This window comes from Bradyrhizobium sp. CCBAU 53338 (assembly GCF_015291665.1).
Taxonomy (GTDB): domain Bacteria; phylum Pseudomonadota; class Alphaproteobacteria; order Rhizobiales; family Xanthobacteraceae; genus Bradyrhizobium.
This window is the reverse complement of record NZ_CP030048.1, coordinates 6,235,883-6,262,356: the sequence shown is the minus strand read 5'-3', so window position 1 is coordinate 6,262,356 and position 26,474 is coordinate 6,235,883. Positions and strand designations below refer to the sequence as shown.

27 protein-coding genes and 1 tRNA gene are annotated in these 26,474 nt (G+C 63.9%); 10 read left to right on the top strand and 18 right to left on the bottom strand.

Annotated features, from left to right (window positions below):
- Window positions 1-2: 2 nt before the first annotated feature.
- The 5 genes from XH90_RS29330 to XH90_RS29310 form a co-directional block, all read right to left on the bottom strand.
- Window positions 3-1,202, bottom strand: a complete 1,200-nt coding sequence (locus XH90_RS29330; protein WP_194477743.1) for an XRE family transcriptional regulator — start codon at window positions 1,200-1,202, stop codon at window positions 3-5.
- Between the two features lie 221 nt (window positions 1,203-1,423).
- A complete protein-coding gene (locus tag XH90_RS29325; RefSeq protein ID WP_246755615.1) occupies window positions 1,424-1,810 on the bottom strand; it encodes a nuclear transport factor 2 family protein in 387 nt (128 codons plus the stop codon).
- A 456-nt stretch (window positions 1,811-2,266) separates the two neighbouring features.
- On the bottom strand, window positions 2,267-3,205 hold the full coding sequence (locus tag XH90_RS29320) for an AEC family transporter (protein ID WP_194477741.1): 939 nt from the start codon (window positions 3,203-3,205) through the stop codon (window positions 2,267-2,269).
- A 7-nt stretch (window positions 3,206-3,212) separates the two neighbouring features.
- The gene (locus XH90_RS29315; RefSeq protein ID WP_194477740.1) at window positions 3,213-4,136 is read right to left on the bottom strand and encodes a CoA ester lyase; all 924 of its coding nucleotides are present in this window, start codon (window positions 4,134-4,136) and stop codon (window positions 3,213-3,215) included.
- Between the two features lie 2 nt (window positions 4,137-4,138).
- Window positions 4,139-5,305 (bottom strand): CaiB/BaiF CoA-transferase family protein, encoded by a 1,167-nt coding sequence (locus XH90_RS29310; RefSeq protein WP_194477739.1) that lies wholly within the window; start codon window positions 5,303-5,305, stop codon window positions 4,139-4,141.
- Between the two features lie 443 nt (window positions 5,306-5,748).
- On the opposite strand from XH90_RS29310, the gene XH90_RS29305 reads away from it, so the two are divergent.
- Together XH90_RS29305 and XH90_RS29300 are read left to right on the top strand one after the other, a co-directional pair.
- Window positions 5,749-6,087 carry a hypothetical protein gene (locus tag XH90_RS29305; RefSeq protein ID WP_194477738.1) on the top strand — a complete coding sequence of 113 codons (339 nt, stop codon included), beginning with the start codon at window positions 5,749-5,751 and terminating at the stop codon, window positions 6,085-6,087.
- A gap of 375 nt (window positions 6,088-6,462) precedes the next feature.
- Window positions 6,463-7,140 (top strand): ParA family protein, encoded by a 678-nt coding sequence (locus tag XH90_RS29300; protein WP_194482852.1) that lies wholly within the window; start codon window positions 6,463-6,465, stop codon window positions 7,138-7,140.
- Between the two features lie 157 nt (window positions 7,141-7,297).
- Here XH90_RS29300 and XH90_RS29295 read toward each other — a convergent pair whose 3' ends face one another.
- The 5 genes from XH90_RS29295 to trxB all read right to left on the bottom strand — a co-directional run bounded on the left by XH90_RS29295 (window position 7,298) and on the right by trxB (window position 11,179).
- Entirely contained in the window at window positions 7,298-7,465 is a 168-nt protein-coding gene (locus XH90_RS29295; protein WP_194482912.1) for a hypothetical protein, read from the bottom strand.
- A gap of 129 nt (window positions 7,466-7,594) precedes the next feature.
- Window positions 7,595-7,744 (bottom strand): hypothetical protein, encoded by a 150-nt coding sequence (locus XH90_RS29290; RefSeq protein ID WP_194477737.1) that lies wholly within the window; start codon window positions 7,742-7,744, stop codon window positions 7,595-7,597.
- 170 nt (window positions 7,745-7,914) lie between these two features.
- Complete coding sequence (locus XH90_RS29285; RefSeq protein WP_194477736.1) at window positions 7,915-8,823, bottom strand: 4-hydroxy-tetrahydrodipicolinate synthase; 909 nt, start codon at window positions 8,821-8,823, stop codon at window positions 7,915-7,917.
- Window positions 8,824-9,284: 461 nt separating this feature from the next.
- Window positions 9,285-10,208 (bottom strand): LysR family transcriptional regulator, encoded by a 924-nt coding sequence (locus XH90_RS29280; protein WP_187436649.1) that lies wholly within the window; start codon window positions 10,206-10,208, stop codon window positions 9,285-9,287.
- A gap of 5 nt (window positions 10,209-10,213) precedes the next feature.
- On the bottom strand, window positions 10,214-11,179 hold the full coding sequence (gene trxB, locus XH90_RS29275) for a thioredoxin-disulfide reductase (protein WP_194477735.1): 966 nt from the start codon (window positions 11,177-11,179) through the stop codon (window positions 10,214-10,216).
- Window positions 11,180-11,446: 267 nt separating this feature from the next.
- Between trxB and XH90_RS29270 the strand changes: the two genes are divergently transcribed.
- The gene (locus XH90_RS29270) at window positions 11,447-11,926 is read left to right on the top strand and encodes an Lrp/AsnC family transcriptional regulator (protein ID WP_027534298.1); all 480 of its coding nucleotides are present in this window, start codon (window positions 11,447-11,449) and stop codon (window positions 11,924-11,926) included.
- A gap of 10 nt (window positions 11,927-11,936) precedes the next feature.
- On the opposite strand, the gene XH90_RS29265 is transcribed toward XH90_RS29270, so the two are convergent.
- From XH90_RS29265 to XH90_RS29250, 4 genes are all read right to left on the bottom strand, one after another.
- On the bottom strand, window positions 11,937-12,326 hold the full coding sequence (locus tag XH90_RS29265; protein ID WP_194482851.1) for a DoxX family protein: 390 nt from the start codon (window positions 12,324-12,326) through the stop codon (window positions 11,937-11,939).
- Between the two features lie 140 nt (window positions 12,327-12,466).
- On the bottom strand, window positions 12,467-12,940 hold the full coding sequence (gene greA, locus XH90_RS29260; protein ID WP_018318257.1) for a transcription elongation factor GreA: 474 nt from the start codon (window positions 12,938-12,940) through the stop codon (window positions 12,467-12,469).
- Window positions 12,941-13,164: 224 nt separating this feature from the next.
- Window positions 13,165-16,629 carry a carbamoyl-phosphate synthase large subunit gene (gene carB, locus XH90_RS29255; protein WP_194477734.1) on the bottom strand — a complete coding sequence of 1,155 codons (3,465 nt, stop codon included), beginning with the start codon at window positions 16,627-16,629 and terminating at the stop codon, window positions 13,165-13,167.
- A 142-nt stretch (window positions 16,630-16,771) separates the two neighbouring features.
- A complete protein-coding gene (locus XH90_RS29250; RefSeq protein ID WP_194477733.1) occupies window positions 16,772-17,941 on the bottom strand; it encodes an MFS transporter in 1,170 nt (389 codons plus the stop codon).
- 113 nt (window positions 17,942-18,054) lie between these two features.
- Here XH90_RS29250 and XH90_RS29245 point away from each other — a divergent pair, with 113 nt between their 5' ends.
- Window positions 18,055-18,426, top strand: coding sequence for a helix-turn-helix transcriptional regulator (locus tag XH90_RS29245; protein ID WP_194477732.1), 372 nt, complete (start codon window positions 18,055-18,057; stop codon window positions 18,424-18,426).
- A gap of 115 nt (window positions 18,427-18,541) precedes the next feature.
- Here the strand turns inward: XH90_RS29245 and XH90_RS29240 are convergent.
- Window positions 18,542-18,617: transfer RNA gene (locus XH90_RS29240), tRNA-Ala, on the bottom strand.
- 54 nt (window positions 18,618-18,671) lie between these two features.
- A complete protein-coding gene (locus XH90_RS29235; RefSeq protein WP_194477731.1) occupies window positions 18,672-19,373 on the bottom strand; it encodes a class I SAM-dependent methyltransferase in 702 nt (233 codons plus the stop codon).
- A 104-nt stretch (window positions 19,374-19,477) separates the two neighbouring features.
- Here XH90_RS29235 and XH90_RS29230 point away from each other — a divergent pair, with 104 nt between their 5' ends.
- Window positions 19,478-20,002, top strand: a complete 525-nt coding sequence (locus XH90_RS29230) for a Dps family protein (protein WP_194477730.1) — start codon at window positions 19,478-19,480, stop codon at window positions 20,000-20,002.
- Between the two features lie 87 nt (window positions 20,003-20,089).
- Here the strand turns inward: XH90_RS29230 and XH90_RS29225 are convergent, their stop codons facing one another.
- A complete protein-coding gene (locus XH90_RS29225; RefSeq protein WP_194477729.1) occupies window positions 20,090-20,614 on the bottom strand; it encodes a cupin domain-containing protein in 525 nt (174 codons plus the stop codon).
- A 143-nt stretch (window positions 20,615-20,757) separates the two neighbouring features.
- Here XH90_RS29225 and XH90_RS29220 point away from each other — a divergent pair, with 143 nt between their 5' ends.
- Entirely contained in the window at window positions 20,758-20,973 is a 216-nt protein-coding gene (locus XH90_RS29220) for a hypothetical protein (protein ID WP_194477728.1), read from the top strand.
- 38 nt (window positions 20,974-21,011) lie between these two features.
- Here XH90_RS29220 and carA read toward each other — a convergent pair whose 3' ends face one another.
- Window positions 21,012-22,202 (bottom strand): glutamine-hydrolyzing carbamoyl-phosphate synthase small subunit, encoded by a 1,191-nt coding sequence (gene carA / locus XH90_RS29215; RefSeq protein ID WP_194477727.1) that lies wholly within the window; start codon window positions 22,200-22,202, stop codon window positions 21,012-21,014.
- Window positions 22,203-22,348: 146 nt separating this feature from the next.
- On the opposite strand from carA, the gene XH90_RS29210 reads away from it, so the two are divergent.
- From XH90_RS29210 to XH90_RS29195, 4 genes are all read left to right on the top strand, one after another.
- Window positions 22,349-23,077: an alpha/beta fold hydrolase gene (locus XH90_RS29210; protein ID WP_194477726.1), complete on the top strand. Its 729-nt coding sequence runs from the start codon at window positions 22,349-22,351 to the stop codon at window positions 23,075-23,077.
- 33 nt (window positions 23,078-23,110) lie between these two features.
- Window positions 23,111-23,566: a GatB/YqeY domain-containing protein gene (locus tag XH90_RS29205; protein WP_194477725.1), complete on the top strand. Its 456-nt coding sequence runs from the start codon at window positions 23,111-23,113 to the stop codon at window positions 23,564-23,566.
- A 150-nt stretch (window positions 23,567-23,716) separates the two neighbouring features.
- Entirely contained in the window at window positions 23,717-24,856 is a 1,140-nt protein-coding gene (locus tag XH90_RS29200; RefSeq protein WP_194477724.1) for an epoxide hydrolase family protein, read from the top strand.
- Between the two features lie 3 nt (window positions 24,857-24,859).
- A complete protein-coding gene (locus XH90_RS29195; RefSeq protein WP_194477723.1) occupies window positions 24,860-26,470 on the top strand; it encodes an acyl-CoA synthetase in 1,611 nt (536 codons plus the stop codon).
- Window positions 26,471-26,474 lie beyond the last annotated feature (4 nt).

Genomic DNA, 26,474 nt, shown 5'->3' with positions numbered 1-26,474 from the left:
GACTATCTGAGCCCCGCCGCCTTCGCTAGCTTCGGGATGTGCTTCACCTTTAGCCCGAGATAGCCAGAGATCGCGCTGAGAGTCATGCGATCTTGCCAGTAGTTGCTCAAAAGCATCCTCACCAACGGCTTGCCAAAATGGCTCACCGTTTCCTGCGGCATATTCCGCCGGATCTCTGTCGTTTGCTCTCGCTGCCGCGCACGCTGAGATTCATACTCGGCGACGTATTGGCCTCGCTTGCGAGCGTAAAATGCCTGCGTGGTGCGATTAAGCGTCAGTAGCCTGCGAACGACGGCTTCACGGCTCACATTGAAGCGCCGCGCCAGTTCACCGATTTGGGCGTCTGTCCAACCCTCTGAGCGCACGCCTTGTTCTGCGACTCCCGGATAGGCAAGCACCGCAGCCTTCGGCATTAACGCGGCGGCCGCGACCTGATTGCAAAAAACCTCGATCGCCTGATCTTCCGGCGGGCGCTTTTCGTCGGTCTCAAGATCAGAAACGCCACTCACGTGCAACATCAGATGCGCGAATTCGTGAAGCAAGCTGAAGGTTCGCCGCGTCAGTGCATCCTTCCGATTTACGGAGATGACTGGCGACACATCGTTGAAGATCGCAAAGCCGGATGCTTCCTCGCTGCCGATCGCAGCCGATTGGAAAACTAGTGTGCCTGTGCCTTCGATCCGACTGCGCCAAGCATTGAAGCCAGTGCGACCGTCAGTGTCGCGCCATTCGTTTTGTAAATCGTCCGTCACACCGAGCGCTTTGCGAATGCGCTGCCCAACGGCTTCGGGGTCTTCGCTCAAGTCGGCCTTCAGGTTGAATTTCGGCAATTCTTCATCAAGATCGTCAGCTAGATCAAGCGCGAGTTCGCGCCGCTCTGCCGCCGCGCGAATTTCTAACTGCAAAGCCGGTGAGTAGTGACGCAGCCCCGTTCCGGGAAGCCGACGCAGGTCCCGCATCACGTCAAACTTGGTCGGCGGACTGGGCAGATAGAAGACCGCCAGAGGCCGCTTAAACAGCGCTGCGAGTTTGCGCAATTGGGGTATCGACGGCGAGGCGTCGCTGTCGGGGTTTTCCCAATCGGTAAGCGCTTCGGCGTCAATGTCGAGTTTGTCGGCGGCTTCAGCGATCGAAAAGCCAGCCGTCTCCCGGGCCCACGAAATGAGGGCCGGTGTGATCAGGGCCTTTACTCGAGCTGCCATTGGTCTGCCTTATTCAGAGCAGGTAGCATATAATAGTAAACGACTGACCGACCTAGAGCTTATGTGTCGCGCGCTACCGCAAAGATAAATCATAGTTCCGACGGTGCCCAACTCGAGAAGCGCAATCGGTTCGTCGGGGGCAGCCGCCGGTATTGCGGTTACAGGGATTGCGGTGACGGCGCACGAAACTTCCGATCCGGCAGCGCACGTAGTGCCTGAGGTCAGGACACGACAGCCTTGATCAGCGCGGTGTCCGCGTACTCGACCAGCTCGACGATCTTGCCATCCTGAAATTTGAAAAGGTCCAGGACTTCGGTGCTGAAAACCTTTCCGCTCGGACGGTATCGGATGTCGAGGCGCGAGCGTATCGCGGCACAATTCCCCTCAACCAGCTCGGTCAGGATCTCGCGCTTTTCGAAAGTGAAATGCTCGATGAACTGGCCGAAGGCCGCAAGCAATGGCTGGTGCCCCTGCACATTTCCGGTCAGGTGCAGCGCGCCCTTGTCGCCGATCAGGTTGAACGAGCCCTCGGGATGAAAAGCTGCCACCAGGCCCTTCACGTCGCCATCGCCGCGCGCGGCGTAAGCGCGCCTGATGACGTCGAGCATGTCCTCGCGATGTCCCATGTCCGCCTCCCCGTGATGTGTGTCACCGCAGAATAGCTACCTTTGCGTGCGAAGGCAAAATCACGACGGAGCTCAGTGTGCGACGATGGATGCCGAGGATGTGAGCAATCGTGAAGGGGGGCGGACTGGTGCGGCCAGGGCCGAAGCCCATGTCAGCACCTCAACTCAACAGGAGCAATTGCGATGCGTGCGATCTTGGCCTTGGGCATCCTTGTCGCCCTGACTGCCTCCGCCAGTGCCGGGACGGCACATCATAGGCGACATGCCGCGCCGGCTACACAAACCTTCGCACCCCGCCTCACGCCGCGTGCGGCCGAGAGCTTTGGCTATATGCCATACGCAGCCCCGTACTCGGCCCCGTACTCGGGCGGATACACTGATATCTACCAAGCCATGCACTGGGGCGGCTGACCCCTCGGGGCGATGATGGGCAGGGGCTCAGCGCGCCACCACCATCACCACCACCGGCAGCGTCACCGCCGCCAGCAGCGTCCCCAGCGCCACCGCGCCCGACACCGGGTTCACCAGCCGCTGATATTGCGCCGCGAAGATGTAGGCGTTGGCGCCGGTCGGCATCGCCGCGAACAGCACGATTACGCCGGCGGCCGTCGGCGGCAGTCCCAGCAGCTTTGCCAGCACGAACGCGGCGGCCGGCATCGCCAGCAGTTTTAGCGCGCACATCGCGAGGACGCTTGGCGTCTCGCCCTTCACCTCGAAGCGAAACAGGTTGATGCCGAGCGCGATCAGGGCGGCCGGCGATCCCGCCTGCGCGAGCAGCTCGATGGTCTTGTCGACGACGGGGTTGAGGCCGAGGCCGGTGAAGCGCCAGAGGACGCCGAAGCCGATCCCCAGCATCAGCGGATTGCGCACGAGATCGGCGAGCACCGGACGGATGACCGAGAGCACCGAACCCTTTCGCTTGCGGCTGACCAGCTCCATCTGCAGGATGCCGCACAGCCACAGCAGCGGCGTGTTCACCGACAGGATCAGCGACATCGGCCCGGCCGCCTCGTTGCCGAGCGCCGAGAGCACCAGGGGAATGCCGAGCATCACGATGTTGCCGTAGACCGAGCCGATCGCCAACACGACGCCGTCCTCGCGGTCCTCGCGCCGTTCGCGCAGGAACCTCGAGATCGCCAGCGCCGCGATCCAGGTCAACGCCAGCGCGCCGTAATAGGCGCCCCACATCCTGTAGGGGCTGACGTCGGGGAATTCCGACACGACGATGGTGCGAAACAAGAGCGCAGGGATCGCGATGCTGAAGGCGAATTCGGAGATGCCCTTGTGCGCGCCCTCTGAGACGAAGCGAAACTGCACCGAGGCATAGCCGGCCGCGATCAGCGCAAACACCGGCGCGACGATCAGGATGGTGGCCATGCGCTTCTCAAGACCCCATCTCGATGATCCGGCGTGCCATGCGCACATTGGCGTAATCGATCATCTTGCCGTCCAGGGTCACGGCCCCCTGGCCCTGCGCTTCGGCCTGCTCCATCGCCTCGAGGATGCGGCGTGCCTGCGCCAGCTCGTGGCCGGACGGAATGAACGCACGCAGCGTCGGTTCGATCTGGTCGGGATGGATGACCTGCTTGCCGTCGAAGCCCATCGCGGCGGCCTTCTGCGCGGTGCTTTCGGTCAATCTGGCATCGCGGAACGCGCCGCACGGACCGTCGACGGCGCGCAGGCCGAACGCGCGCGCCGCCACCAGCACGCGCATCATCGGATAGGCGAACAGATCGAGCGGTGCGGAAGCGTAGCCGCTCTGCGCCGTTCCGGTCTGGCGGTAGCCCTCCGGCGAGATGCCGATATCGGAGCAGCGGGCCCCGATCGAGGCCGCGAAATCGCCGACACCGAGATGCAGGGCGCTGACGCTGTCGTGCGATGCGGCCAGCGCGTCGACATTGACGAGCCCCAGCGCCGTCTCGATCAGCAATTCCAGCGCGACCGGCGCGGGACGTCCGGGGCCGGCGGCGCGCAAGCGATCGGCAATCGCGCCGATGTCGCTCGCGCGCTCCGCCTTCGGCACGATCACCGCATCTAGTCTGGCAAGCGGGGCGAGCGCACGGATTTCCCGGTCGATGAAGGGGCTGTCGATGGCATTGAGCCGGACGGCCACGGTCTTCGTGCCCCAATCGCACGCGGACAGCGACCGCACCGCTTCCTCCAGTGCGGCGACCTTCTCGGAGGGCGGCACGGCGTCCTCGAGATCCATGAAGACCGCGTCCGCCATGGAGGCGGCCGCCTTCTCGACGAGGCGGGAGCGATGCGCGGGAACGGCCAGGTAAGCCCGCGTCGGTCGACCACGGACCATGGCTAGCTCTCCTTCGTCAGACCGAGTTCGGCGAGGATGGCGTCATTGTGCTGCCCGACATCGGGAACGGGATCCATCCTCGGGGTGAGGCCGGGAATGGTGAGGGCCGGCAGGAAGCTCATCACCGGCCCGCTGGGAGAGCCGACCGTCTGCACGCGGGAGCGGGCGTGGAGTTGCTCGTGCGCGAGGAACGCCTCGACCGAATTCAGATGCGCGTTGGCGATCGAGGCCGCATCGAGCAGCCGCAGCGCCTCCTCGCCGGTCAGGGAAGCAAAGCGCTGCTCGATATGGGCCTGGAGCGCGTCGCGGTTCTGCATGCGCAGCGGATTGGTGCGGAAGCTCGGATGGTCGGCGAGGGCGTCATCGCCGAGCACGATCCGGCACAGCGCGCGCCATTCCCGGTCGTTCTGGATGCCGAAGAAGATCGTGCTGCCGTCGCCGACGCGGAACGGGCCATAGGGCGCGATGGTGGCGTGCCTCGCGCCGGTTCGCGGCAGCGGCCGTCCCGTGCTGCGCGTGTAGAAGGCGGGATAGCTCATCCAGTCGGTGATGGAGTCGAACAGCGATGCCTGGAACGCGGTACCCTTGCCGGTCCGCTCGCGGCGATAAAGCGCCATCAGCACGCCATTGAGGATGTACATGCCGGTGGCGATGTCGACCACGGACAGCCCGACCTTGGCGGGCTCCGCCTCGGTGCCGTTCACGGCGAGGACGCCGGCCTCGCACTGCACCAGCAGGTCGTAGGCCTTCTTGTCGCTGTAGGGGCCGCCACTGCCATAACCCGAAACGTCGCAGGCGATGATTTTGGGGTATTTGCGCAGCAGGGCGGCGGCATCGAGACCGAGCCGCTCCGCCGCGCCGGGCGCCAGGTTCTGGATGAACACGTCGGCCCGCGGCAGCAGCGCGTCGAGCGCCTTGCGGCCCGCCTCGCTCTTGATGTCGATGGCCAGGCTCTCCTTCGACCGGTTGGTCCAGACGAACTGGCTCGACATGCCGTTCATGACGTGGTCGTAGTCGCGGCAAAAATCGCCGGGGCCCGGCCGCTCGATCTTGATGACCCGGGCTCCCCAGTCCGCCAGATGCCGGCTGGCGAGAGGCGCCGCGATCGCCTGCTCGAGCGAGACCACCGTCACGCCCGACAGCGGCAGCTCCGCTCCATTCCCGTTCATGCGATCGCCTCCACTTGCGCCGACGCTTCCCGACCCGGCGCAGCAGACCAGCCGACCACCCCACGCGTCCTCGATGCTGGCATGATGCCCCTGTTTTGCCCGACGAGTCAAACTTGATTTCGAAATTTCCTAATATTTCGACGGCCCGGGCGATGGCCGCGGCCTGGTCGTGACCTTGCTGGCTACTGTGCATGGGGTTGTTTTCGAGGGTTTTGGGTCCCCGTCCACAGCTGTCGTCCCCTGCGCCGGCGGCGGGGGACCCAGTAGGCCGCGGCCTCTCGGCTCAGCACTGCCGTCTCGGTCAAGCCGGGCGACGACAGCGGAGAAAGCGGCTGCTCTCCCTGTTGCCGAGACCGCACACGTCGGACCTTTCGCCTCGGCCTCGTTGCCAACGAACGCCCGTTCACCCACACTCCCGTCCTGTTCGACACTTGGGGGGATCGATGCCGGTATCTCGCGTCACGACATCCTTGGCGACCGCAGGCCTCTCGCTCGCGCTCGCCGTTCTGGTCCAGCCGGGCACGGGCTTCGCCTACACGCCCGAGCAGCAGCAGGCCTGCACGCCGGATGCGATGCGGCTGTGCGGCGACTTCGTTCCGAACGTCGATGCCATCACCGCCTGCATGATCCAGAAGAAGGCGCAGCTCTCGCCGCAATGCGCGGTGTTCTTCCGCCGCGGACCGGAGTCGGGCGTCGGCGCGCCGACCAACATCGCGCCGAAGCCGACGAAGAAGACCACCAAGGCGAAGGCGAGCAAGAAGAAGAAGTCCGCGGACGGCTAGGCCGCCACTTCGCGCGTTCCCTGCTTGCAACCTCCTCCTGCCCGGCGACAGCCACCGGACTCGTTTTGTTCGCGTCAGGCCCGCGCAGACCTGCAGCCATTGCGCTTCTGCGCGACGGAGAAGACCGGCGCGAGGATTTGCGCGGCAAGGTTGCAGTCCTGATTTCTCCGGCAATTGCCTGGAAAATGCGCGATTGCCCGCGTGAACAGCGATCCATGACGGTTGATGTCCGCCGTCGCGCGCCCGCAGTGTGACTCAAAAGCCAACACGCCTTGTTATTTCGTGGCGGCGACGCACCCCCTGACAAATTTTTCTTTCCCGAATCAGCGTGCTGATTCATTTTCGCGGCCTGGGGTCAATCTGGAGGCCAAGGGTATGAACGTTATTGTTTTTGCATCGCGTAAAGGCGGCTCGGGCAAGAGTACCCTGGCTGCACATCTCGCTGCGCAGATCAAGGCGAGCAAGCAGGTGATGCTCGTGGACGCGGATCCGCAGGGCTCGCTCACGCTGTGGCACAAGCTGCGTGGCACCAACGAGCCGCCGATCAAGGCGGCGGTGAACTCGGTCAGCGGCATCGTCTCCGCTGCCAAGCGCGACGGTTACGAGTGGGTGCTGATCGACACGCCGCCGAACCTGTCGGCCGTCGTCGACGATGCGATCAAGAATGCCACCATGGTGGTCATTCCCGCGCGTCCCGGCGTGTTCGACGTCAACGCGGTGCAGGAAACCATCCAGATGTGCCGCGCGGCGCGCAAGCCCTACGCGGTCGTGCTCAACGGTGCACCGGCCAAGCGCGACGAGGCCGAAAGCCCGATCGTCACCATCGCCCGCGAGGCGCTGGCCAAGTTCCGCGCTCCGGTATGGGGCGGTCAGATCACCAATCGTTCGGATTTGTTGATGGCACTCAGCCACGGCGAAGGCGCGCGTGAGTATCAGGCCGAGAGCCGTGCGGCCCAGGAAATTGCAAGACTGTGGGCGGCGATCGAGCGTTCAGTGAAGGCTATTCGCGGCACGGCGTCGGCTTCCGGCGCAATGCACAGGCAGGCGGCATAATTTTCATCAATCATTTCCCCGGACGACAAACGCGCGGCGTCCCGCGCGTTTTGCGTTTCCGGGATCTCCCTGTCGTTCCGGGGGCGCGCAACGCGACCCGGAATCCCGAGATTCCGGATTCGCCCTTCGGTCGCTCCGGAACGACAGGTGATGGAAGCTACGCGATCATCAGCATGTAGAACACGATGACCGGCGACAGCGTCAGGATCACCGACCAGATGCCGACGGCCCAGATGATGTCTTCGGTGGAAAAGCCCTGCTGCTCGGTGTCGTCAAGATTCTGCGTGGCGTCGTAATGCGACGCCATATCGTTCTGATTGTTCAAGATCGCCCCCGCGATTTCTTCGCTTATGGGGACGAACGATACGCAGGATGTTTTAAGATTCCGGCTTGGGTTCCCGCTCGCATTTAAACGCAAGTGCGAGTCCGGGATTAACCATGCGAGCGGGTGTCCTCAGCCCGCGAGCCAGACCCGAAACAGCAGCACCGGCATCAGGCCGAGCATCACGGCCCAGAAGCCGAACGACGACACCATCAGGATTCCCTGCAAGAGATCGGCAGGCGCGAACATTTCCGCCGCGGTCGGGCGAACGCGTTGCCCCATGGTCATTCCCCCTTCTGAAAGACGTTGAGGCGAAACGATAGGCGCCATTGCGTAAACGAGACGTGGATGCGCCATGCGGCAGCTGCGAAGGCCGTTCGCGCCCGGTTAACCAAGGCAATGCGCGCTCGCTGCCTCTCCCCGTCCTTGCGGGGAGAGGCGAAGGAAAGCAGCTACGCCGCGACCTGCATCCGCCGTTCGATCTCGCGATCGAGCGTGGCGGCGAGCTCGCTGCTCACCTCCACCATCGGCAGGCGCACTTCGGGGCTGTCGATCAGGCCCGTGCGCCACAGCCAGTACTTCGCCGGCGCCGGGCTCGGCTCGGTGAACAACAGCCGCGTCAGCTCCGCGACGTCCTGCCAGCGCGCTTCTGCCGCACCCGGGTTGCCGCGCTTCAACTCGCTGTAGACCGCCGCGAAGGTCTCGGTCTCGAGATGTGCCGATAGCAGGATGCCGCCATCGGCGCCGTCGCCGAGCGCCTCGAAATAATTCGCGTCCTCTCCGGTGAGCACGCGAAAGCTCTTCGGCCGGTCGCGTAGCAGCGCGATCGACTGCTCGCGGCTCGCGCCGCAATCCTTCAGGCCGATGATGTTGGGATGTTCTGCGAGCCGCAGCAGGGTCTGGTTGGTGATGCCGACGGCGCAGCGATAGGGAATGTTGTAGAGCGCGAGCGGCCAGGCGGCGTGATCTGCCAGCGCCTCGAAATGCGCTGATATCCCGCGCTGCGACGGCCGCACGTAATAGGGGCTCGCGAGCAGATAAAAGTCGATCGGCCAGTCCGCGGTCTCATCGAGCCGGTCCTTCAGCCGCGATGTGTCGACGCCCGACAGCCCGAGCCCGATCGGAACGTTGCGGCGGCCGGCCGCCATCTCGTCGCGCACGATGGCGACGAGGCGTTCGAGCTCGCTCTCGCGCAGCGTCATGCCTTCGCCCGAGGTCGCTCCCAGGATGAAGCCGTCAATGCTTTGCGCGGCGTAGTGTCTGGTCAGCCGTCGCAGCGAGGTTTCGTCGAGACCGCCGTCGCGGAACGGTGTCACCAGCGGCAGCCAGAGCCCGTGCATGTGAGTTTGCAAGTCAATCATGTTGTTCTCCTTCTCGAGGTGAAACCTGAGACGGAGGGCACATGAAAAAACCCCGTCCAGGTGGCGGGGTTTTCGGGATTTGGCAGCGATGACGAAGTCAGCCTAGCGCGCGCAAAAATCCGAGGTCCCCGGATGGGGGCCTTTTTTCGAGGCTGATGCCTTCGACGAGATTGCGCACGACTTCGTGATCATTTGGAAATGATGCGGGGTATGCCGAAAACTGTCAATACACGCGGAAGGTGAAAGCCTGACTGGGCAGAAAAAAAGCCGGACCCGAAGGGCCCGGCTTAGGTATTGGCCACGTGAGGCCGACACAATCACCTTCCAAGAGGGATTACTGAACTCCCGCGCCACTGGAGGAGGGGGACAAATGCGCAACGCGAAGGCTCAGCGTTTAAGCAGTATGGGCTTGACGAGCGGCCTGCAGCAACAGCCGAGGTCGCATGTCAGTCATGCGGAAATCAGGACGGCCAGCGCTGCGCCTTGCTCACCACGAAATCGCGGAACACCTGCACGCGCGCGACCGTCTTCAGCTCTTCCGGATAGACGAAATACGTGTCGAGCTGGATCGAATCCGACTCGCCGAACAGTTGTACGAGGCGGCTCTGTTCTTCGATCAGATAATCCGGCAACGCGGCGATGCCGAGGCCCTGCTGACAGGCACGCACCAGGCCGAGGATGTTGTTGACCTTGAAATAGGCTTCGCGCGGACCCGAGCCGTTGCGCCCGGCTTCGATCAGCCAGTTGCGGTTCTGCAAGTGAGGCGCGAAGTTGCCGTCGGACAGCGTGATGATGCGGTGGGAGTCGAGTTCCTCCAGCGTCCGCGGCGTGCCGAAGCGCTTGATGTAGTCGGGCGAGCAATAGGCATGGAAGCCCATCGCGAAAAGCTTGCGCTGGATGAGATCCGGCTGCGTCGGCTTGCGGGTGCGGATGGCAACGTCGGCCTCGCGCATCGACAGATCCAGCTCCTCGTCGGTGACGATCAGCGAGATCCGGATCTCCGGGTAGAGCGCGGTGAATTCGCCGAGCCGCGGGATCAGCCAGTTGATGCCGACGCCGGGCGTCGTGGTGATCTTGAGATCGCCGCTCGGCCGCTCGCGGCTGTCGGTCAGTTTCGCGCGCGCCGCCTGGAGCTGCATGAACACGTCATGCGCGGTGCGGAACAACAGGTCGCCCTGCTCGGTGAGGATCAGGCCGCGGGCGTGGCGGTGGAACAGCGAGACCGAGAGCTCCTGCTCCAGCGCCGAGACCTGGCGCGACACCGCCGATTGCGACAGGCCGAGCTGCTCGCCCGCATGCGTGAAGCTGCCCGCTTCCGCCGCCGCGTGAAACACCTTCAGCTTGTCCCAGTCCATATCCGTAAATCCGTCGCGTGTTCGAGGCATGATCGTTATTCCGCTGCCGCGCGCTCGCTGGCGCGCAGGGCCAAGAAACGTTCGGCCTCGAGTGCTGCCATGCAGCCGAGGCCTGCGGCCGTCACGGCCTGGCGGTAGGTTTCGTCGGCGACGTCGCCGGCGGCGAACAGGCCGGGCACGGACGTCGCGGTCGAGTTCGGGGCGACCTCGACATAGCCCGACGGTTTCAGCTTGATCTGGTCTTTCACGAGCTCGGTCGCCGGCGCGTGGCCGATGGCGATGAAGACGCCGTCGGTCTTCACGTCCGTCAGCGCGCCGGTCTTGACGTTCTTCAGCCTGACATGGGTGACCTTGTTCGGGTTCTCGGTGCCGCAGATCTCGTCGACGGCCGAATCCCAGACCACCTTGATCTTGGGGTGCTTGAACAGGCGCTCCTGCAGGATGCGCTCGGCGCGGAAGTGATCGCGACGATGCACGATGGTGACCTGCGAGGCGTGGTTGGTGAGGTAAAGGGCTTCCTCGACCGCGGTATTGCCGCCTCCGACCACCACGACCTCCTTGTTGCGGTAGAAGAAGCCGTCGCAGGTGGCGCAGGCCGACACGCCGCCGCCCTGGAATTTCGCCTCGGAGGGCAGCCCGAGCCAGCGCGCCTGCGCGCCGGTTGCCAGAATCACGGTGTCGGCGAGATAGACGTCGCCCGAGTCGCAGGTGAGGCGGAACGGCCGCTGCGAGGTGTCGAGCTTGATCACGAGGTCAGTGACGATCCTGGTGCCGACATGGACCGCCTGCTTCTCCATCTGTTCCATGAGCCAGGGGCCCTGGATCACGTCGGCGAAGCCCGGATAGTTCTCGACGTCGGTGGTGATGGTGAGCTGGCCGCCCGCCTGCATGCCCTGGATCAGGATCGGCTCGAGCATCGCACGCGCGGCGTAGATCGCGGCGGTGTAGCCGGCGGGGCCGGAGCCAATAATGACGACCTTTGCATGAACAGGAGCGGACATATTTGCGGACGCCTTTCACGGGGGATCTGCAGCGCGGGCGCGGAACGTGCCGGGAGGCCTCGCGGAGGCGCTGAAATATCAGAGCTAATCTAAGCCTTCTGGTGAGCTATGCAAGAATTGCATTCCCTGTCGGCGGATTTTTCCAACAAGGAACAAAAGTCGATTGCGCTGCACGCGCAATAAAATTGCTCAGACGGCACAGACTGGGCTATGAGGATTGCGACAGACCCACCCGATACCGCCGATAAGGCCAGGAGTTCCAATCACGTGTCGCGGAACCTAGACGAGATCGACCTCAAAATTCTCGCCGAGATCCAGGCCGACGGTCGAATCACCAATGTCGAGCTCGCCAAACGGGTCGGCATTTCGCCCCCACCGTGCCTGCGCCGGGTCCGGGCGCTGGAGGAGGAGGGCTACATCCACGGCTACCGCGGCCTGCTGGATGCGCGAAAGCTCGGTTTCGACGTCACGGTGTTCGCCGCCGTGCATCTCTCCAGCCAGGCGGAAGCGGATTTGCGCGCCTTCGAGGAGTTCGTCCGCGCCGAGCCCTTGGTGCGCGAATGCTGGATGCTGTCGGGCGAGGTCGACTTCATCCTGAAATGCGTCGCCCCCGACATGGCGACTTTCCAGGATTTTGTGACGCACCTGACCGCCGCGCCCCATGTCCGCAACGTGCGCACGTCGCTGGTGCTGCATAACTCCAAGTACGAGGCGGCCGTGCCGCTGGACGTGAAGGGACGGCGGTAGAAACGAAGGGTCACCGCCGCATCGCATCGACGCTGATCGGGCCGCCGCCGGCGGCTGCGAGGAAGAGGCACGCAAAGCACAGTACGATCGCCAGCGCGCCGTCGTTGACGACGGGAAAGAAGCTGTGCGGCAGGTGCTCGATGAAATAGGCGAAGGCCATCTCGCCCGACAGGATGAAGGCCGCCGGTCGCGTGAAGAGGCCGACCATCAAGAGACCGCCGAGCACGAGTTCGAACATGCCGGCAACGCCCCAGAGCGACAACGGCGTGACGTCGGAAAACATCTCCACCGGCGGAAACTTGAACAACTTGGCCACGCCGTAGTGAAACAGCAGCAGCCCGGTGACGAAGCGGAAGAGGCTGAGCAGATAGGGCTGGCTCTGCGCGGCGATGCGATCGATGTCCATCGTATCCTCCCATGCTCGGATGGCGGGGCAGAGCATGACGGAGGACGGTGTGGTTCACAATCGCGCGTTGGAAACATCGCGAAACAGAAAAGCCGCGCGGAGCGCGGCTTTTGAGGCAACCTTCGCGGAGCGGCTTACCGCCACTCGACCTTGGTGATCTCATAGGCCTTGGCGCCGCCGGGCGCGTTGACCTCGACGGTAGAGCCCTTTTTCTTGCCGATCAGCGCGCGCGCGAGCGGCGAAGTAATGGAGATGCGTCCTTTCTTGGCGTCGGCCTCGACCTCGCCGACGATCTGCCACACCGTCTTTTTCTCCGTGTCCTCGTCGACCAGCGTCACGGTGGCGCCGAACTTGATGGTGTCGCCGGAGAGCTTGGAAATGTCGATGATGTCGGCGCGCGCGAGCTTGTCCTCCAGCTCGGCGATGCGGCCCTCATTGTGGGACTGCTCTTCCTTCGCGGCATGATATTCCGCATTCTCGGACAGGTCGCCGTGAGAACGCGCTTCCGCGATATGCTCGATGATGCGCGGACGGTCCTCGGACTGGCGCTTCTTCAATTCTTCCCCGAGCGCGGCAAAGCCGCTCGCAGTCATCGGAACCTTTTCCATCTCTTCTCTCGTCCTTCGGCCGCGCGCCCGCCAGAATCGAAGGGCGCGGCAACCTTGATTCGTCAGTGCTTTCCGGACCTGAACACATGGCCACCGGAACGTTAAGTGGGCTGGCGCCGGAACAGAACAATCACATGGCCGGACAGTTCCTCCGGCCATTGTGGCTTGATTGCCAATCACTTAGCGCAAGGCTTGACCCTCAGGGGCCGGCCTTCCGCGCGTGATCAGGTTTCCGAAAAGTAGCTCTGCAGGGTACGAACCTCAAGGTCCCCACCCAGATAGGCGCGGATGCCCTGCGCGGCCGCCACGGCCCCGGAAAGAGTGGTGTAATATGGTACTTTATGCAAGAGGGCCGCGCGCCGCAGCGACCGGCTGTCGGCGAGCGCTTGCGGACCTTCGGTGGTGTTGAAGACCAGTTGGACGTCGCCATTGGTGATGGCGTCGACGATATGAGGCCGGCCCTCCAGCACCTTGTTCACCTTCTCGGTCGGGATGCCCTCATCGGTCAGGAAGCGCGCCGTGCCCGAGGTCGCCAGCACCTTGAAGCCGAGCGAATGCAATTGGCGCACGGCTTCCGCGATGCGCGTCTTGTCGCTCTCGCGCACCGAGACGAACACCGTGCCCTTGCGCGGTACTCGCGTGCCGCCGCCGAGCTGGCTCTTGGCGAATGCGACCGCAAAGGAGCGGTCGATTCCCATGACCTCGCCGGTCGAGCGCATCTCCGGACCGAGCACCGTGTCGACACCGGGGAAGCGGGCGAACGGAAACACCGATTCCTTCACGCCGACGTGCTTGAAGTCGCCCTTCTTCAATTTGAAATCGGCGAGCTTCTCGCCGGCCATGATACGTGCGGCGATCTTCGCGACCGGCGTGCCGATCACCTTGGCGACGAAGGGCACCGTGCGCGAGGCGCGCGGATTGACTTCGAGCACGTAGATCTCGCCGTCCTTGATCGCGTATTGCACGTTCATCAGGCCGACGACGTCGAGGCCGAGGGCGAGCTCGCGCGTCTGACGCTCCAGCTCCTCGATCATCTCAGGCTCGAGCGAGTGCGGCGGCAGCGAGCAGGCGCTATCGCCGGAGTGAATGCCGGCTTCCTCGATGTGTTCCATGATGCCGACGATGAACGTGTCCTTGCCGTCGCAGAGGCAGTCGACGTCGATTTCGGTGGCGTCCGACAGGTAGCGGTCGAACAGCAGCGGGTTCTTGCCGAGCACGGTGTTGATCTGCCCGGTCTTGTCGTTCGGATAGCGCGCCTTGACGTCCGCCGGCACCAGCTCCGGCAGCGTGCCGAGCAGGTAGTCGTTGAGCTGGTTCTCCTCGCGAATGATCTGCATCGCGCGGCCGCCGAGCACGTAGGACGGGCGCACCACCAGCGGCAGGCCGAGATCGGCGGAGACGAGGCGGGCCTGCTCGACCGAATAGGCGATGCCGTTCTTGGGCTGCTTCAGCCTCAGCTTGTCGAGCACACGCTTGAAACGATCGCGGTCTTCAGCGAGGTCGATGGCGTCAGGCGAGGTGCCGAGGATCGGCACTTCGGCGGCTTCGAGCGCACGCGCGAGCTTCAGCGGGGTCTGGCCGCCGAACTGCACGATCACGCCGTGCAGCGTGCCGTTGCTGCGCTCCTTGGCGATGATTTCCAGCACGTCCTCGGCGGTGAGCGGCTCGAAATAGAGCCGGTCCGCCGTGTCGTAGTCGGTCGACACCGTTTCCGGGTTGCAGTTGACCATGATGGATTCGTAGCCGGCGTCGTGCAGCGCAAAGCAGGCGTGACAGCAGCAATAGTCGAACTCGATACCCTGGCCGATGCGGTTCGGGCCGCCACCGAGGATGATGACCTTCTTCTTGTCCGACGGCGTGCTCTCGTCGGCCGTGCTGCCTGCAAACGGCGACTCGTAGGTCGAGTACATGTAGGCCGTGGGCGAGGCAAACTCGGCCGCGCAGGTGTCGATGCGCTTGTAGACCGGACGAACGCCGAGCGCGTGACGCTTCGCCGTCACCTCGGCTTCGGTTGTCTCGGCAAGCACCGCAAGACGCGCGTCCGAAAAACCCATCGCCTTGAGCGTGCGCATGCCGAAGGCATTGCCGGGCAGGCCGTGCTTCCTGACCTTCTCTTCCATGTCGACGATGCCGCGCATCTCGCCGAGGAACCACGGATCGATCTTGCAGGACTTGAAGATGTCCTCGTTCGACCAGCCGAGCCGCATGGCTTGCGCGACCTGGAGGATGCGGTTCGGCGTCGGCGTGCCGAGCGCGGCGCGGATCGCGTTCTTGTCGTCGTCGCGACCGAGGCCCTCGATCTCGATCTCGTCGAGGCCGGTCAGCCCGGTCTCGAGCCCGCGCAGCGCCTTCTGCAGGCTCTCCTGGAAGGTGCGACCGATCGCCATGACCTCCCCGACCGACTTCATCGAGGTCGTCAGCGTGGAGGAGGCGCCGGGAAATTTCTCGAAGGCGAAACGCGGGATCTTGGTCACCACGTAATCGATGGTCGGCTCGAAAGAGGCCGGCGTCGCGCCGCCGGTGATGTCGTTGGCGATTTCATCGAGCGTATAGCCGATCGCAAGCTTTGCTGCGACCTTGGCGATCGGAAAGCCCGTCGCCTTCGACGCCAGCGCCGAAGAACGAGAGACTCGCGGGTTCATCTCGATGACAACCATGCGGCCGTCCTCGGGATTGACGCCGAACTGCACGTTGGAGCCGCCGGTCTCGACGCCGATCTCGCGCAGCACCGCCAGCGAGGCGTCGCGCATGATCTGGTATTCCTTGTCGGTCAGCGTCAACGCCGGGGCAACGGTGATGGAGTCGCCGGTGTGCACGCCCATCGGATCGAGGTTCTCGATCGAGCAGACGATGATGCAATTGTCTTTCTTGTCGCGCACCACCTCCATCTCGTACTCCTTCCAGCCGAGCACCGATTCTTCGATCAGCACTTCGTTGGTCGGAGACGCGTCAAGGCCGCGCTCGATGATGTCGAGGAACTCTTCCTTGTTGTAGGCGATGCCGCCGCCGGTGCCGCCCATCGTGAAGGAGGGACGGATGATCGCGGGCAGGCCGATTTCGGACAGCGCCATCATGGCCTGGCCGAAGGCGTATTCCTGGTAGCGCTTGCGGCGATCGCTCTCGCCCAGGGTCCACTGCCGATCGAGCTCTTCGAGCGCCGCACCCGACAGCTTCTCGCGTTCGGCGTGGTATTTGTCGCGGAAAGACTTCTTCAGCTCGGAGGCGTTGGCCAGACGCGACTTCGGCGTCTCGAGCCCGATCTTGGTCATGGCCTCGCGGAACAGCTGGCGATCCTCGGCCTTGTCGATGGCGTCGGCGGTCGCGCCGATCATCTCGACGTCGAACTTCTCCAGCGTGCCCTGTCGGCGCAGCGATAGCGCGCAGTTCAGCGCCGTCTGGCCGCCCATCGTCGGCAGCAGCGCAAAGCCGCCGGGAACGACGTGACGTTCCTTCTCGATGATCTTGGCGACGATCTCCGGCGTGATCGGCTCGATATAGGTCGCATCGGCCAATTCCGGGTCGGTCATGATCGTGGCCGGATTGGAATTGACGAGGACGATACGGTAGCCCTCTTCCTTCAGCGTCTTCACCGCTTGCGTGCCCGAATAGTCGAACTCGCAGGCCTGTCCGATCACGATGGGACCGGCGCCGATGATCAGGATGGTGGTGATGTCTGTACGTTTGGGCATCAACTCTCGCCGAAGTCGGATTTGGGCACAAAAAAAGGGCGCGCTACTGCGCGTCCCCTGAGCCGAGAGCGCGGGGTCTTCCCTCGCGCGCGGGTGGGTCTTAGACCAGTTTTCGGGGCGGCGAAACCCCGAAAAACGCCCATCAACCAGCAATTTTGACGGGTTTTGGCCGTGCCTGCCAACCGCGGGCGAGATGCACCAGAAGCGAGGCCGCAACGCTCGTTCCGCCGATCCAGCCAAGGTCGTTTGGCGAGAGGGTGGCCAGTACGGCCCCGCCGAGCGCACCGCCGATGGCGAAGCCGAGATACATCGCGGAAGCATTGAGCGAGAGCGCGATCATCGAGGCCTGCGGTTCGATCCGGACGATGCTGGCGATCTGGGCCGGATAGAACGCCCAGCCGGAGAGGCCCCAGAGGAAGATTGCGCCCAGCACCGCATAGTGTGCCTGTAAGGGCATCAGTTTCAGGACCAGCGAATGCAGGATCAGGGCGCTCGCCATGCCGGCGAGGCCGAGGGCTGCGGTCGCGAGTGTGCCGAGCCGGTCGGCCAGGATGCCGCCGAAGATGTTGCCGATCGCGGCCGCGCCGCCAAACACCAGTAGCGCAAGGCTGATTTGCGAGGCGTCGAAGCCGAGGCCTCGCAGCGGGACCGCGAAATAAGTGAACACGGTGAAGCCGCCGAGGGCCCATAGAATCGTGATCACGAGCGCGATCACGACATTGCCGTGGCGAGCCACGGCAAGGCGTTCGTTAAGCGAGGCCGTATTGCGTGGCAGACCGCGGGGCAGGCCGAGCAGCAGGCCCAGGAGTGCAACGGTGCCGATCATGGCGACCATGGCGAAGGTTGCGCGCCAGCCGAGCAGGCTGCCGACGAGATTGCCGAGAGGGACGCCGATGACGGTCGCGACCGTGAGGCCCGAGGTGACCAGCGCCACCGCGCGGCCGCGGCGTTCAGGCGATGCGACTGCCACGGACACCGCCAGGGCGGTCGGCATGCAAAGCCCGGAACCCAGCGCCATCAGCATGCGCGAGGCCAGCAGCAGGGCGTAGTTGGAGGCCTCCATCGCTGCGAGGTTTCCAGCGATGAAGGTCAAAAGCGCGAACGCCAGTACGGTGCGGCGGTCGACGTTGTTCAGCGCCACCGCCAGGATCGGCGAGCCCACGGCATAGGTAAGAGCATAGGCGGTGACCAATTGGCCCGCGGCCGAGACCGAAATCGACAGGTCATTGGCGATCGAAGGCAAAAGCCCAGCAATGACAAAGCCTTCGGTGCCGATCGCGAAGGCCCCCAGGGCCAGCCAGAACACACTCATCAGAGGTCATTCTCATGTTCAAAGTTTATTGAACTATCGAAGAAGCCGATTTCGGAGTCAATTGGTTCAAGAACTATTGAACATTGGGTCCGCATCGCTATGATTCCCGGATCATGAGCCGCACGCCTTCCCACCCCACTCGCGAGCAGATCGAGCTGCCCCTGGTTCTGGATTGTCTGAGCGATCCGATCCGGCTCGCGATCGTGTATCAGCTCGCCCGGCAGGAACGTGTCAGCAGCGAGCTGTGTTGCGGCGACTTCAACGGCCTCGCCGGCAAGTCGAACCTCACCTACCACTTCGCCAAGCTGCGCGATTGCGGGCTGATGCAGACGCGCGTCGCAGGCACGAACCGCTTCATGCGGTTGCGCCGCGAGGATTTGGAGGCGCGCTTTCCGGGCTTGCTCGATGCGGTGCTCAAGTCAGCGGCGAAGGATGCTGACCGGCTTCAGCTCGTCGCGGAGTGTGACGTGGTTGAGGCGGATTGAGGCAGTACGGATACAGTCCGTCTTCGCTTGCGCTTCGCTCCAGCTACGCCGGACACGCTTCGCCCCTTCGGGTCTTGCGTGGCTGCGCCACGCGTAGCCCCGAAGGGGCGAAGCGTGGAGACCCGGCCTGGATTTGAACCAGGATGTAGAGCAATGCACTGCTCTCGCGTAGACGCTTCCGCCACCGGGCCACGGCGATCATTGCCGATCGAGCTGCGACAAGCCACCTCGGGTGGTTGTTATGCTTAACGCACGAGCGGCGGACGGGCGATGAGGGTCATGCGCCAGCGGTTGTGGCCGATATTGGTGCTGGCGCGCTGGCTGGCGAAGCCTGCCGCCTTCAGCTTGGCTGTGATTTCGTCCTCGCTGTAGCGCTGCAGCCCGATGCGCGAGCGCAATTGACGGTAGTCCGACAGGGCGGTGCTGACGAGCCCGATCAGTGCGTCCTTCAGGAAACCGTGACGCAGGCCGAAGGAGAGCAGCGCCGTCACGTCCCTGACCATGCCGACATGCGGCTGGAGGATATCGCCGAGCACCAGCTTGCCCGACGGCTTCAGGATCCGCCTGACGTTGATGAGTGCGGCATCGAGCTCCTCCGCCGTCATGTATTGTGCGACCGAGTTCATGACGACGAGGTCGATCGACTGGTCCTGCATCTTGCGGACATCGTCGAGCGAACGGACACGAACCTTGGTGTTGGGCGCAAACCGCGCGATCAGCCGGCCGCGCACGCCGGGAGCGGGCTCGGCCAGGATCAACTGGCCGCAGGCGGCCGCCACCTGGCTCGCCGACAGCGCCTCGCCGCAGGCATAGTCGAGCACCGTCGCCTCGGGCGAGGTGATGTAGCCGATGATGTCCCGCGCGATGATCTGGAAGTGCAAATCGCGATGCAGCTTGCTGACATAGATCGTATGCGTCGAGTCGTAGTAATCGATCCAATCGTCCATGGTATCCCGCCCTGCGGTTCCTCTCCAGGAACCGCGCTGCCCGCCTTGCGTTAGGGGTGCGACGGCGCGCCGTCAATGTCCGCGTCCTAACAGGAAGGTTTCCCGTGAGCAAAGCCCCCAGCAAAGTCTCCCCCGACCTCGACACCCCCACCGATTTGCAGCCCCAGGCAGCCAACAAGGTCTCGGAGGCGCTGAACGTGCTTCTGGCCGACGCGTTCGCGCTGTACCTCAAGACCAAGAATTTCCACTGGCACATCAGCGGCCGGCATTTCCGCGACTATCACCTCCTGCTCGACGAGCAGTCCGACCAGATCTTCGCCACCACAGATCAACTCGCCGAGCGCGTCCGCAAGATCGGCGGCACCACGCTGAAGTCGATCGGCCAGGTCGCCAAGCTCCAGACCATCAAGGACAACAACGAGGACTACGTCCCGCCGCGCGAGATGCTGCGCGAACTGATGCAGGACAACAAGCACGTCGCGTCGGCGATGCGCAAAGCGCACGAGGTCTGCGACGATGCCGGCGACGTCGCCAGCGCCAGCATCCTCGAAGTCTTCATCGACGAGACCGAGCGCCGGACGTGGTTTCTGTTCGAGGCGACCCGCCAGGAAGGCGGCAACGAGGCGTAGTTGATCGGCGATATCCATCCAAACCGTCGTCCCGGCGCAGGCCAGGCGAAGGCCGGGACGACAGCGAAAATTGTTGTGTGACCGCGGCTAACTCCGCCACAACCGCATCAATGCGCCATGCTTGCCGGTCACCGGATCAGCCGGCGGCCGCGCAACGTTCGGAATCGTCTTCAGCGCCCTGGCGTGGTTCTCCGGCGTTGCCCGCGTGATCTCCATCCTCGCGCCCGGCGGGTAGGCGCCGATCACGCAGAAATCATCGCTCGATGTGATGCACTGATGTCCCGTACCGGCCGGCAGGATGGCGACATCGCCGGCCTTGATCTCAAGCTCCTGACCGTGATCGCCGCCGAAGCGAACGCGGGCACGACCGCGCGCGACGCCAAGCACCTCATGCACGGTCGCGTGGTAATGCAGATAGTCGTAAACGCCGTTGCGCCACGTACCGCCCCAATTGTTCGTCTCGAACAGGTTTTCGATCGTCTCTTCCGGCTGCTTCGGATCGAGCGTCACCGCGCCCTGGTAGACCAGAAACGGCAGAACGTTGTTCGGCACGAGCCCGTCGTCCTCGAACACGATGGCGAGTGGCTCGGCATAGTCGCGGACGACGGACATGGTCGGGCTCCCGGGAGCGTTGGACAAGGAGTCAAGACGGCGCAACCGCGCTTGTTCCCGAGACAGCACGCTGCCTTGAGGGAGATCAAGGCGCGGGCGGCCATTCAGGGGCACGCAACCCAAGGGAAAAGGGATGGAACGCCATGTACGCATCCGATGTTGCGCAGCGCCATTTTTCAGCGGCGATCGACGAGGCCGAGACTTCAGGTCTCGGGTACGAGGCCGTCTGCCGTGCCCTGCTCAATCTCGTGGTCGCGAAATATCTGGAGACGAGGTCGGTCGCCGACATCCAGGCCGAGCTGCGCTTCATCGCCGAGAATTGCGATCCCGATACGGACTTCATGTTCATGCGTCCGTGACGTCGCCGGCGGGATTGTCCGCCGGCGGTTTCGTTGCCTTACGCGCTCTTCTTCTGCCGCATCAGATCGGCAAAGCGCTGGAACAGATAGTGCGAGTCGCGCGGGCCCGGCGAGGCCTCGGGGTGATACTGCACCGAGAACACCGGCTTGCCGTCGAGCTGGATGCCGCAATTGGATCCGTCGAACAGCGAGATGTGGGTCTGCGTCGCGCCCTTCGGCAACGTCTTCTCGTCCACGGCAAAACCGTGGTTCATCGAGGTGATCTCGACCTTGCCGGTGGTCTCGTCCTTCACGGGATGATTGGCGCCGTGATGGCCCTGATGCATCTTCTTCGTCTTCGCACCGACGGCGAGGCCGAGCATCTGATGACCGAGGCAAATGCCGAAGGTCGGCGTGCCTGATTTGATGACGTCCTGGATCACAGGCACGGCATATTTGCCGGTGGCGGCCGGATCACCCGGGCCGTTCGACAGGAACACGCCGTCCGGCTTCATGGCCAGAATGTCTTGGGACGAGGTCGTCGCCGGCACCACCGTCACCTTGCAGCCGACGCCGGCGAGCAGGCGCAGGATGTTGCGCTTGATGCCGTAGTCGATGGCGACCACGTTGAACTCAGGCTTGTCCTGCTGGCCAAAACCCTTGTCCCACAGCCAGGGCGTCTCGTCCCAGGTGAAGCGCTGCCCGGAGGTGACCATCGGCACGAGGTCCATGCCCTCGAGGCCGGGCCATTCGCGCGCCTCTTCCTTCAGGCCATGCAGGTCGAACTCGCCGGTCTTGGAATGCGCGATCACGGCGTTGGGCATGCCCTTGCTGCGGATCAGCGCGGTCAGCGCGCGGGTGTCGATGCCGGAGAGGCCGATGATGCCGCGCGCCTTCAGCCAGGCGTCGAGATGCTTGGTGGCGCGGTAATTCGAGGGATCGGTGATCGCGGTGCGCAGGATCACGCCGCGCGCGCCCGGCGTCGCCGCCATGTTCACCGTCTCGATGTCTTCCTCGTTGGTACCGACATTGCCGATATGCGGGAAAGTGAAGGTGATGAGCTGGCCGGCATAGGAGGGATCGGTGAGGATCTCCTCGTAGCCGGTCATCGCGGTGTTGAAGCAGACTTCTCCGACGGCGTGGCCCTCGGCGCCGAGACCGAAGCCTTCGAGCACCGTGCCATCGGCAAGCACGAGGAGCGCGGTCGGTTTATGGTCCGGCCAGGCGGTATCGTTTTCATGTTGTGTCATGAGCCCGCTTCATAAGCCCCCCGCACGCGCCCGTCAAAGCGGGAAACGGCGGATTCACATGCGTTTTTGCATATTTGACAGGTCTCTTCCGGCACTTAAGCTTGGCAGAACAATTTCCGGCAAATTCCTGGGCTTGCGAGGCAATAATGGACCAGACCATCCCCGTTGTGCTGATTCCGGGGCTGGCCTCTTCGGCCCGCATCTACGCCCCCGTAATTCCGGCGCTCTGGCGCTTCGGCCCGGTGATGGTTGCCAACCATATCCGCGACGACAGCATGAGCGCGATCACGGCCCGCGTCCTTTGCGAGGCGCCGCCGCGTTTCGCGCTCGCGGGTCATTCCATGGGCGGGTACATCGCGCTGGAGATCATGCGCCAGGCCCCCGAGCGGGTGATGAAGCTTGCTTTGATCAACACCCAGGCCCGGCCCGATACGCCCGAAGCCACCGCCCGTCGCCGCGGGCTGATGGAGCGCGCCAAGCGCGGCGAGCTGCGCGCGGCACGCGAGGAGATGTTTCCCGAACTGGTGCATCCGTCGCGCCGGGATGATTCCGCCATTCGCCAACTCGTTCACGCGCAGGGCGATGACGTCGGCGTGGACGCGTATATCCGCCAACAGACCGCGATCATCGCGCGGGTGGATTCACGGCCGACATTGGCGACGATCAGATGCCCGACGCTGGTGCTGACGGGCGATCAGGACAACACCATTCCCAACGCCTTCTCGAAGGAGATGGCGGAGGGGATCGCAGGCGCGAAGCTGGTCGTGCTGGCCAATTGCGGGCACCTGCCGCAGCCGGAGCAACCCGAGGCGACAACACGGGCGCTGGTCGAATGGCTCGGAACTCCGGTTGTATCAGGGGCTCGAACGGCCTAGATCAGGCGTCGGATATTCGAAGGGATCACGATCATGCTGCGCGACGACATCAACAATGCGGTCAAGGAGGCCATGAAGGCCAAGGAGGAGCGGAAGCTCTCCACGCTGCGCATGGTGAATTCGACCATCAAGAATGCCGACATCGACGCGCGCGGCCAGGGCAAGCCGCCGCTGACGGACGCCGACCTTCTCGCCGTGTTGCAGAAGATGATCAAGCAGCGCCAGGAGTCGGTCGAGCTCTACGACAAGGGCGGCCGCGCCGAGCTCGCAGCCCAAGAGCGCGAGGAGATCGCGGTGATCTCGGCCTACTTGCCGAAGCAGATGTCCGACGACGAGGTGAAGACGGCGATCGCGGGCGCAATCACCGAGACCGGTGCCGCAGGCATGAAGGACATGGGCAAGGTAATCGCGGTGTTGCGTGCGAAGTACGCGGGACAGATGGACTTCGGCAAGGCGTCCGGTCTCGTGAAGGCCGCGCTGTCGGGCTAGCCGTCGTTCCGGGGCGAGGTGAGGAGCGTCGAGCTTTGATGCGCGATTGCGCATCAGAGAATTCATCGCGCCGCTGGGTCCGTTGCTTACTGGATTCCGGGCTCGCGCTTCGCGCGCCCCGGAATGACGACAAGAATGGGGAGGCAACCGATGACCGGCGCCATCAAACCGTTCCGCATCGCCATCGGCGACGACATCCTCGCCGACCTCAAATCACGCCTCGCACGTACGCGCTGGCCGGAGGCGGAGCTGGTCGACGACTGGAGCCAGGGCACGCCGCTGAAATGGATCCAGGAAATCAGCGCCTATTGGGCCGACGGTTACGACTGGCGCGCGCGTGAGGCAAAGCTCAACCGCTTCGATCAGTTCACCACCGAGATCGACGGGCTCGACATCCACTTCCTGCATGTCCGTTCGGAAGAAGCAAACGCGCTGCCGCTGATCATCACCCATGGCTGGCCCGGCTCGATCGTCGAATTCCAGAAGGTGATTGCGCCGCTCACCGATCCTGCCGCGCACGGCGGCAATCCCGCGGATGCCTTCCACGTCATCTGTCCCTCGTTGCCGGGCTTCGGCTTCTCGGCGAAGCCCAAGACCACCGGCTGGGGCGTCGACCGCATCGCTGCGACCTGGGTAAAGCTGATGGACCGGCTGGGCTACGCGCGTTACGGCGCACAAGGCGGCGACTCGGGCTCGGCGGTGACGACCTCGCTCGGCGCGCAGGACCCCGCACATTGCGCCGGCATTCACATCACCCTCGCCTTCAACGCCGCGCCGAAGGTCGAGGGCGAGCCGACGCCGGAAGAGAAGCGCGCGCTCGCCGGCCTCAAGCACTATGTCGATCTCGACTCCGGCTATTCAAAACAGCAATCGACGCGGCCGCAGACGCTCGGCTATGGGCTCACGGACTCGCCGAGCGGGCAGGCCGCCTGGATCCTGGAAAAGTTCTGGGCCTGGACCGATTGCAACGGCCACCCCGAAAACATCTTTAGCAAGGACGAACTGCTCGATAACGTCATGCTCTACTGGACGACGGAGACCGCGACATCTTCCGCGCGGCTCTATTGGGAAAGTTTTGGCAAGCGGCGGGCGACACCCAAGGTGACGGTGCCCACCGGCGTCGCGGTGTTTCCCAAGGAGATCATCACGCCAGTGCGGCGCTGGATGGAGCCGAATTTCCTGGACATCACCCATTGGAGCGAGATGGAGAAGGGCGGACACTTCGCTGCCTTCGAGCAGCCCGAGCTGTTCGTACGCGATGTCAGGAAATTCTTCGCGACGGTGCGTTGAGCCATGCTGACAGAAGCCAGGACCTACGACGAGCTCTATCGTAGCTTCCGCTGGGACATTCCGGCGCGCTTCAACATCGCGGAGGCGTGCTGCGACCGGCATGCCGACGGCACCGGCCGGCTTGCGCTCGTTTATGTCGACGAGAACGGCACGACCACCCGCACCTCCTTCGACGAGGTCGCCGAGGCGTCGCGCCGCTTCGCCAATGTGCTGAAGGCTGACGGGCTCACGCGCGGCGACCGCGTCGCGGTGTTCCTGTCGCAGTCGCTGGAATTGCCGATTGCGCACATGGCGGCGTTCCGTTCGGCGATGATCTCGATCCCGCTGTTCGCACTGTTCGGCGAGGACGCGCTGGAATTCCGCCTGTCGAATTCGCAGGCCAAGGCTGTCGTGACCGACGAGGGCGGCTGGGAGAAGCTCGCGAAGATTCGCGATCGGTTGCCGGATCTGAAGAACGTCTATGTCGTCGGCGAGCGCGCGCCGGCTGGTACAAAATCATTCTGGGCTGCTGTGAAGAGCGTTTCGCCCGACTTCGAGCGGGTCGACACCTCCGCCGACGATCCCGCTGTCATCATCTACACCTCGGGCACCACGGGCAATCCCAAGGGTGCGCTGCATGCGCACCGCGTCGTGCTCGGTCATATGCCGAACGTCGAGATGTGCCACAACTTCCTGCCGCGACCCGGTGATCTGATGTGGACGCCGGCGGACTGGGCCTGGATCGGCGGGCTCGTCAACGGCCTGTTCGCGTTCTGGTATCACGGCATTCCGCTGGTCGGTCACCGCGCGCGAAAATTCGACCCGCAGGCGGCGATGCAGATGATGGCCGATCTCGGCGTCCGCAACGTCTTCCTGCCGCCGACCGCGCTGAAGCTGATGCGACAGGCGGGCGTGAAGCACGCCAGCGTCAAGCTGCGCAGCATCTTTACCGGCGGTGAATCGCTCGGCGGCGAATTGCTCGGCTGGGTGCGCGAGACGTTTGGCGTCGATGCCCATGAAGTGTTCGGTCAGACCGAGTGCAATCTCGTGATCGGCAGCAACTCCAACCTGTTTCCGATCCGGCCCGGTTCGATGGGCAAGGCGACGCCGGGCTTCGACGTCCGCATCGTCAACGACAAGGGTGAGGAACAGCCGCGCGGCCAGCGCGGCATCATCGGTGTGCGCCAGCCATGCCCCGTCACCATGATCGAATACTGGCGCAACCCGGAGGCGACGGCGAAGAAATATGCCCGCGAATTCCTGCTGACCGGTGATCTCGGCGTGCAGGACGAGGACGGCTATTTCTGGTATGTCAGCCGCGAGGACGACGTCATCACGACCGCCGGTTATCGCGTCGGCCCGTCCGAGATCGAGCATACGCTGATGAAGCATCCGTCGGTGGCGATGGCCGCCGTAGTCGGCATTCCCGACCCGATCCGGACGGAATCGATCAAGGCCTGGATCGTGCTGCGCCCGGGTTTTGTTGCGGGAGATACGCTGGCGCGCGAAATCCAGGAGTTTGTGAAAGTGCAGCTCGCAGCCCACGAATATCCACGCTTCGTGGCGTTCGCCGAGACCTTGCCGATGACGGCGACGGGAAAGGTGCTGCGCCGCGAGCTGCGGGCGAGGGGTTAGCTGC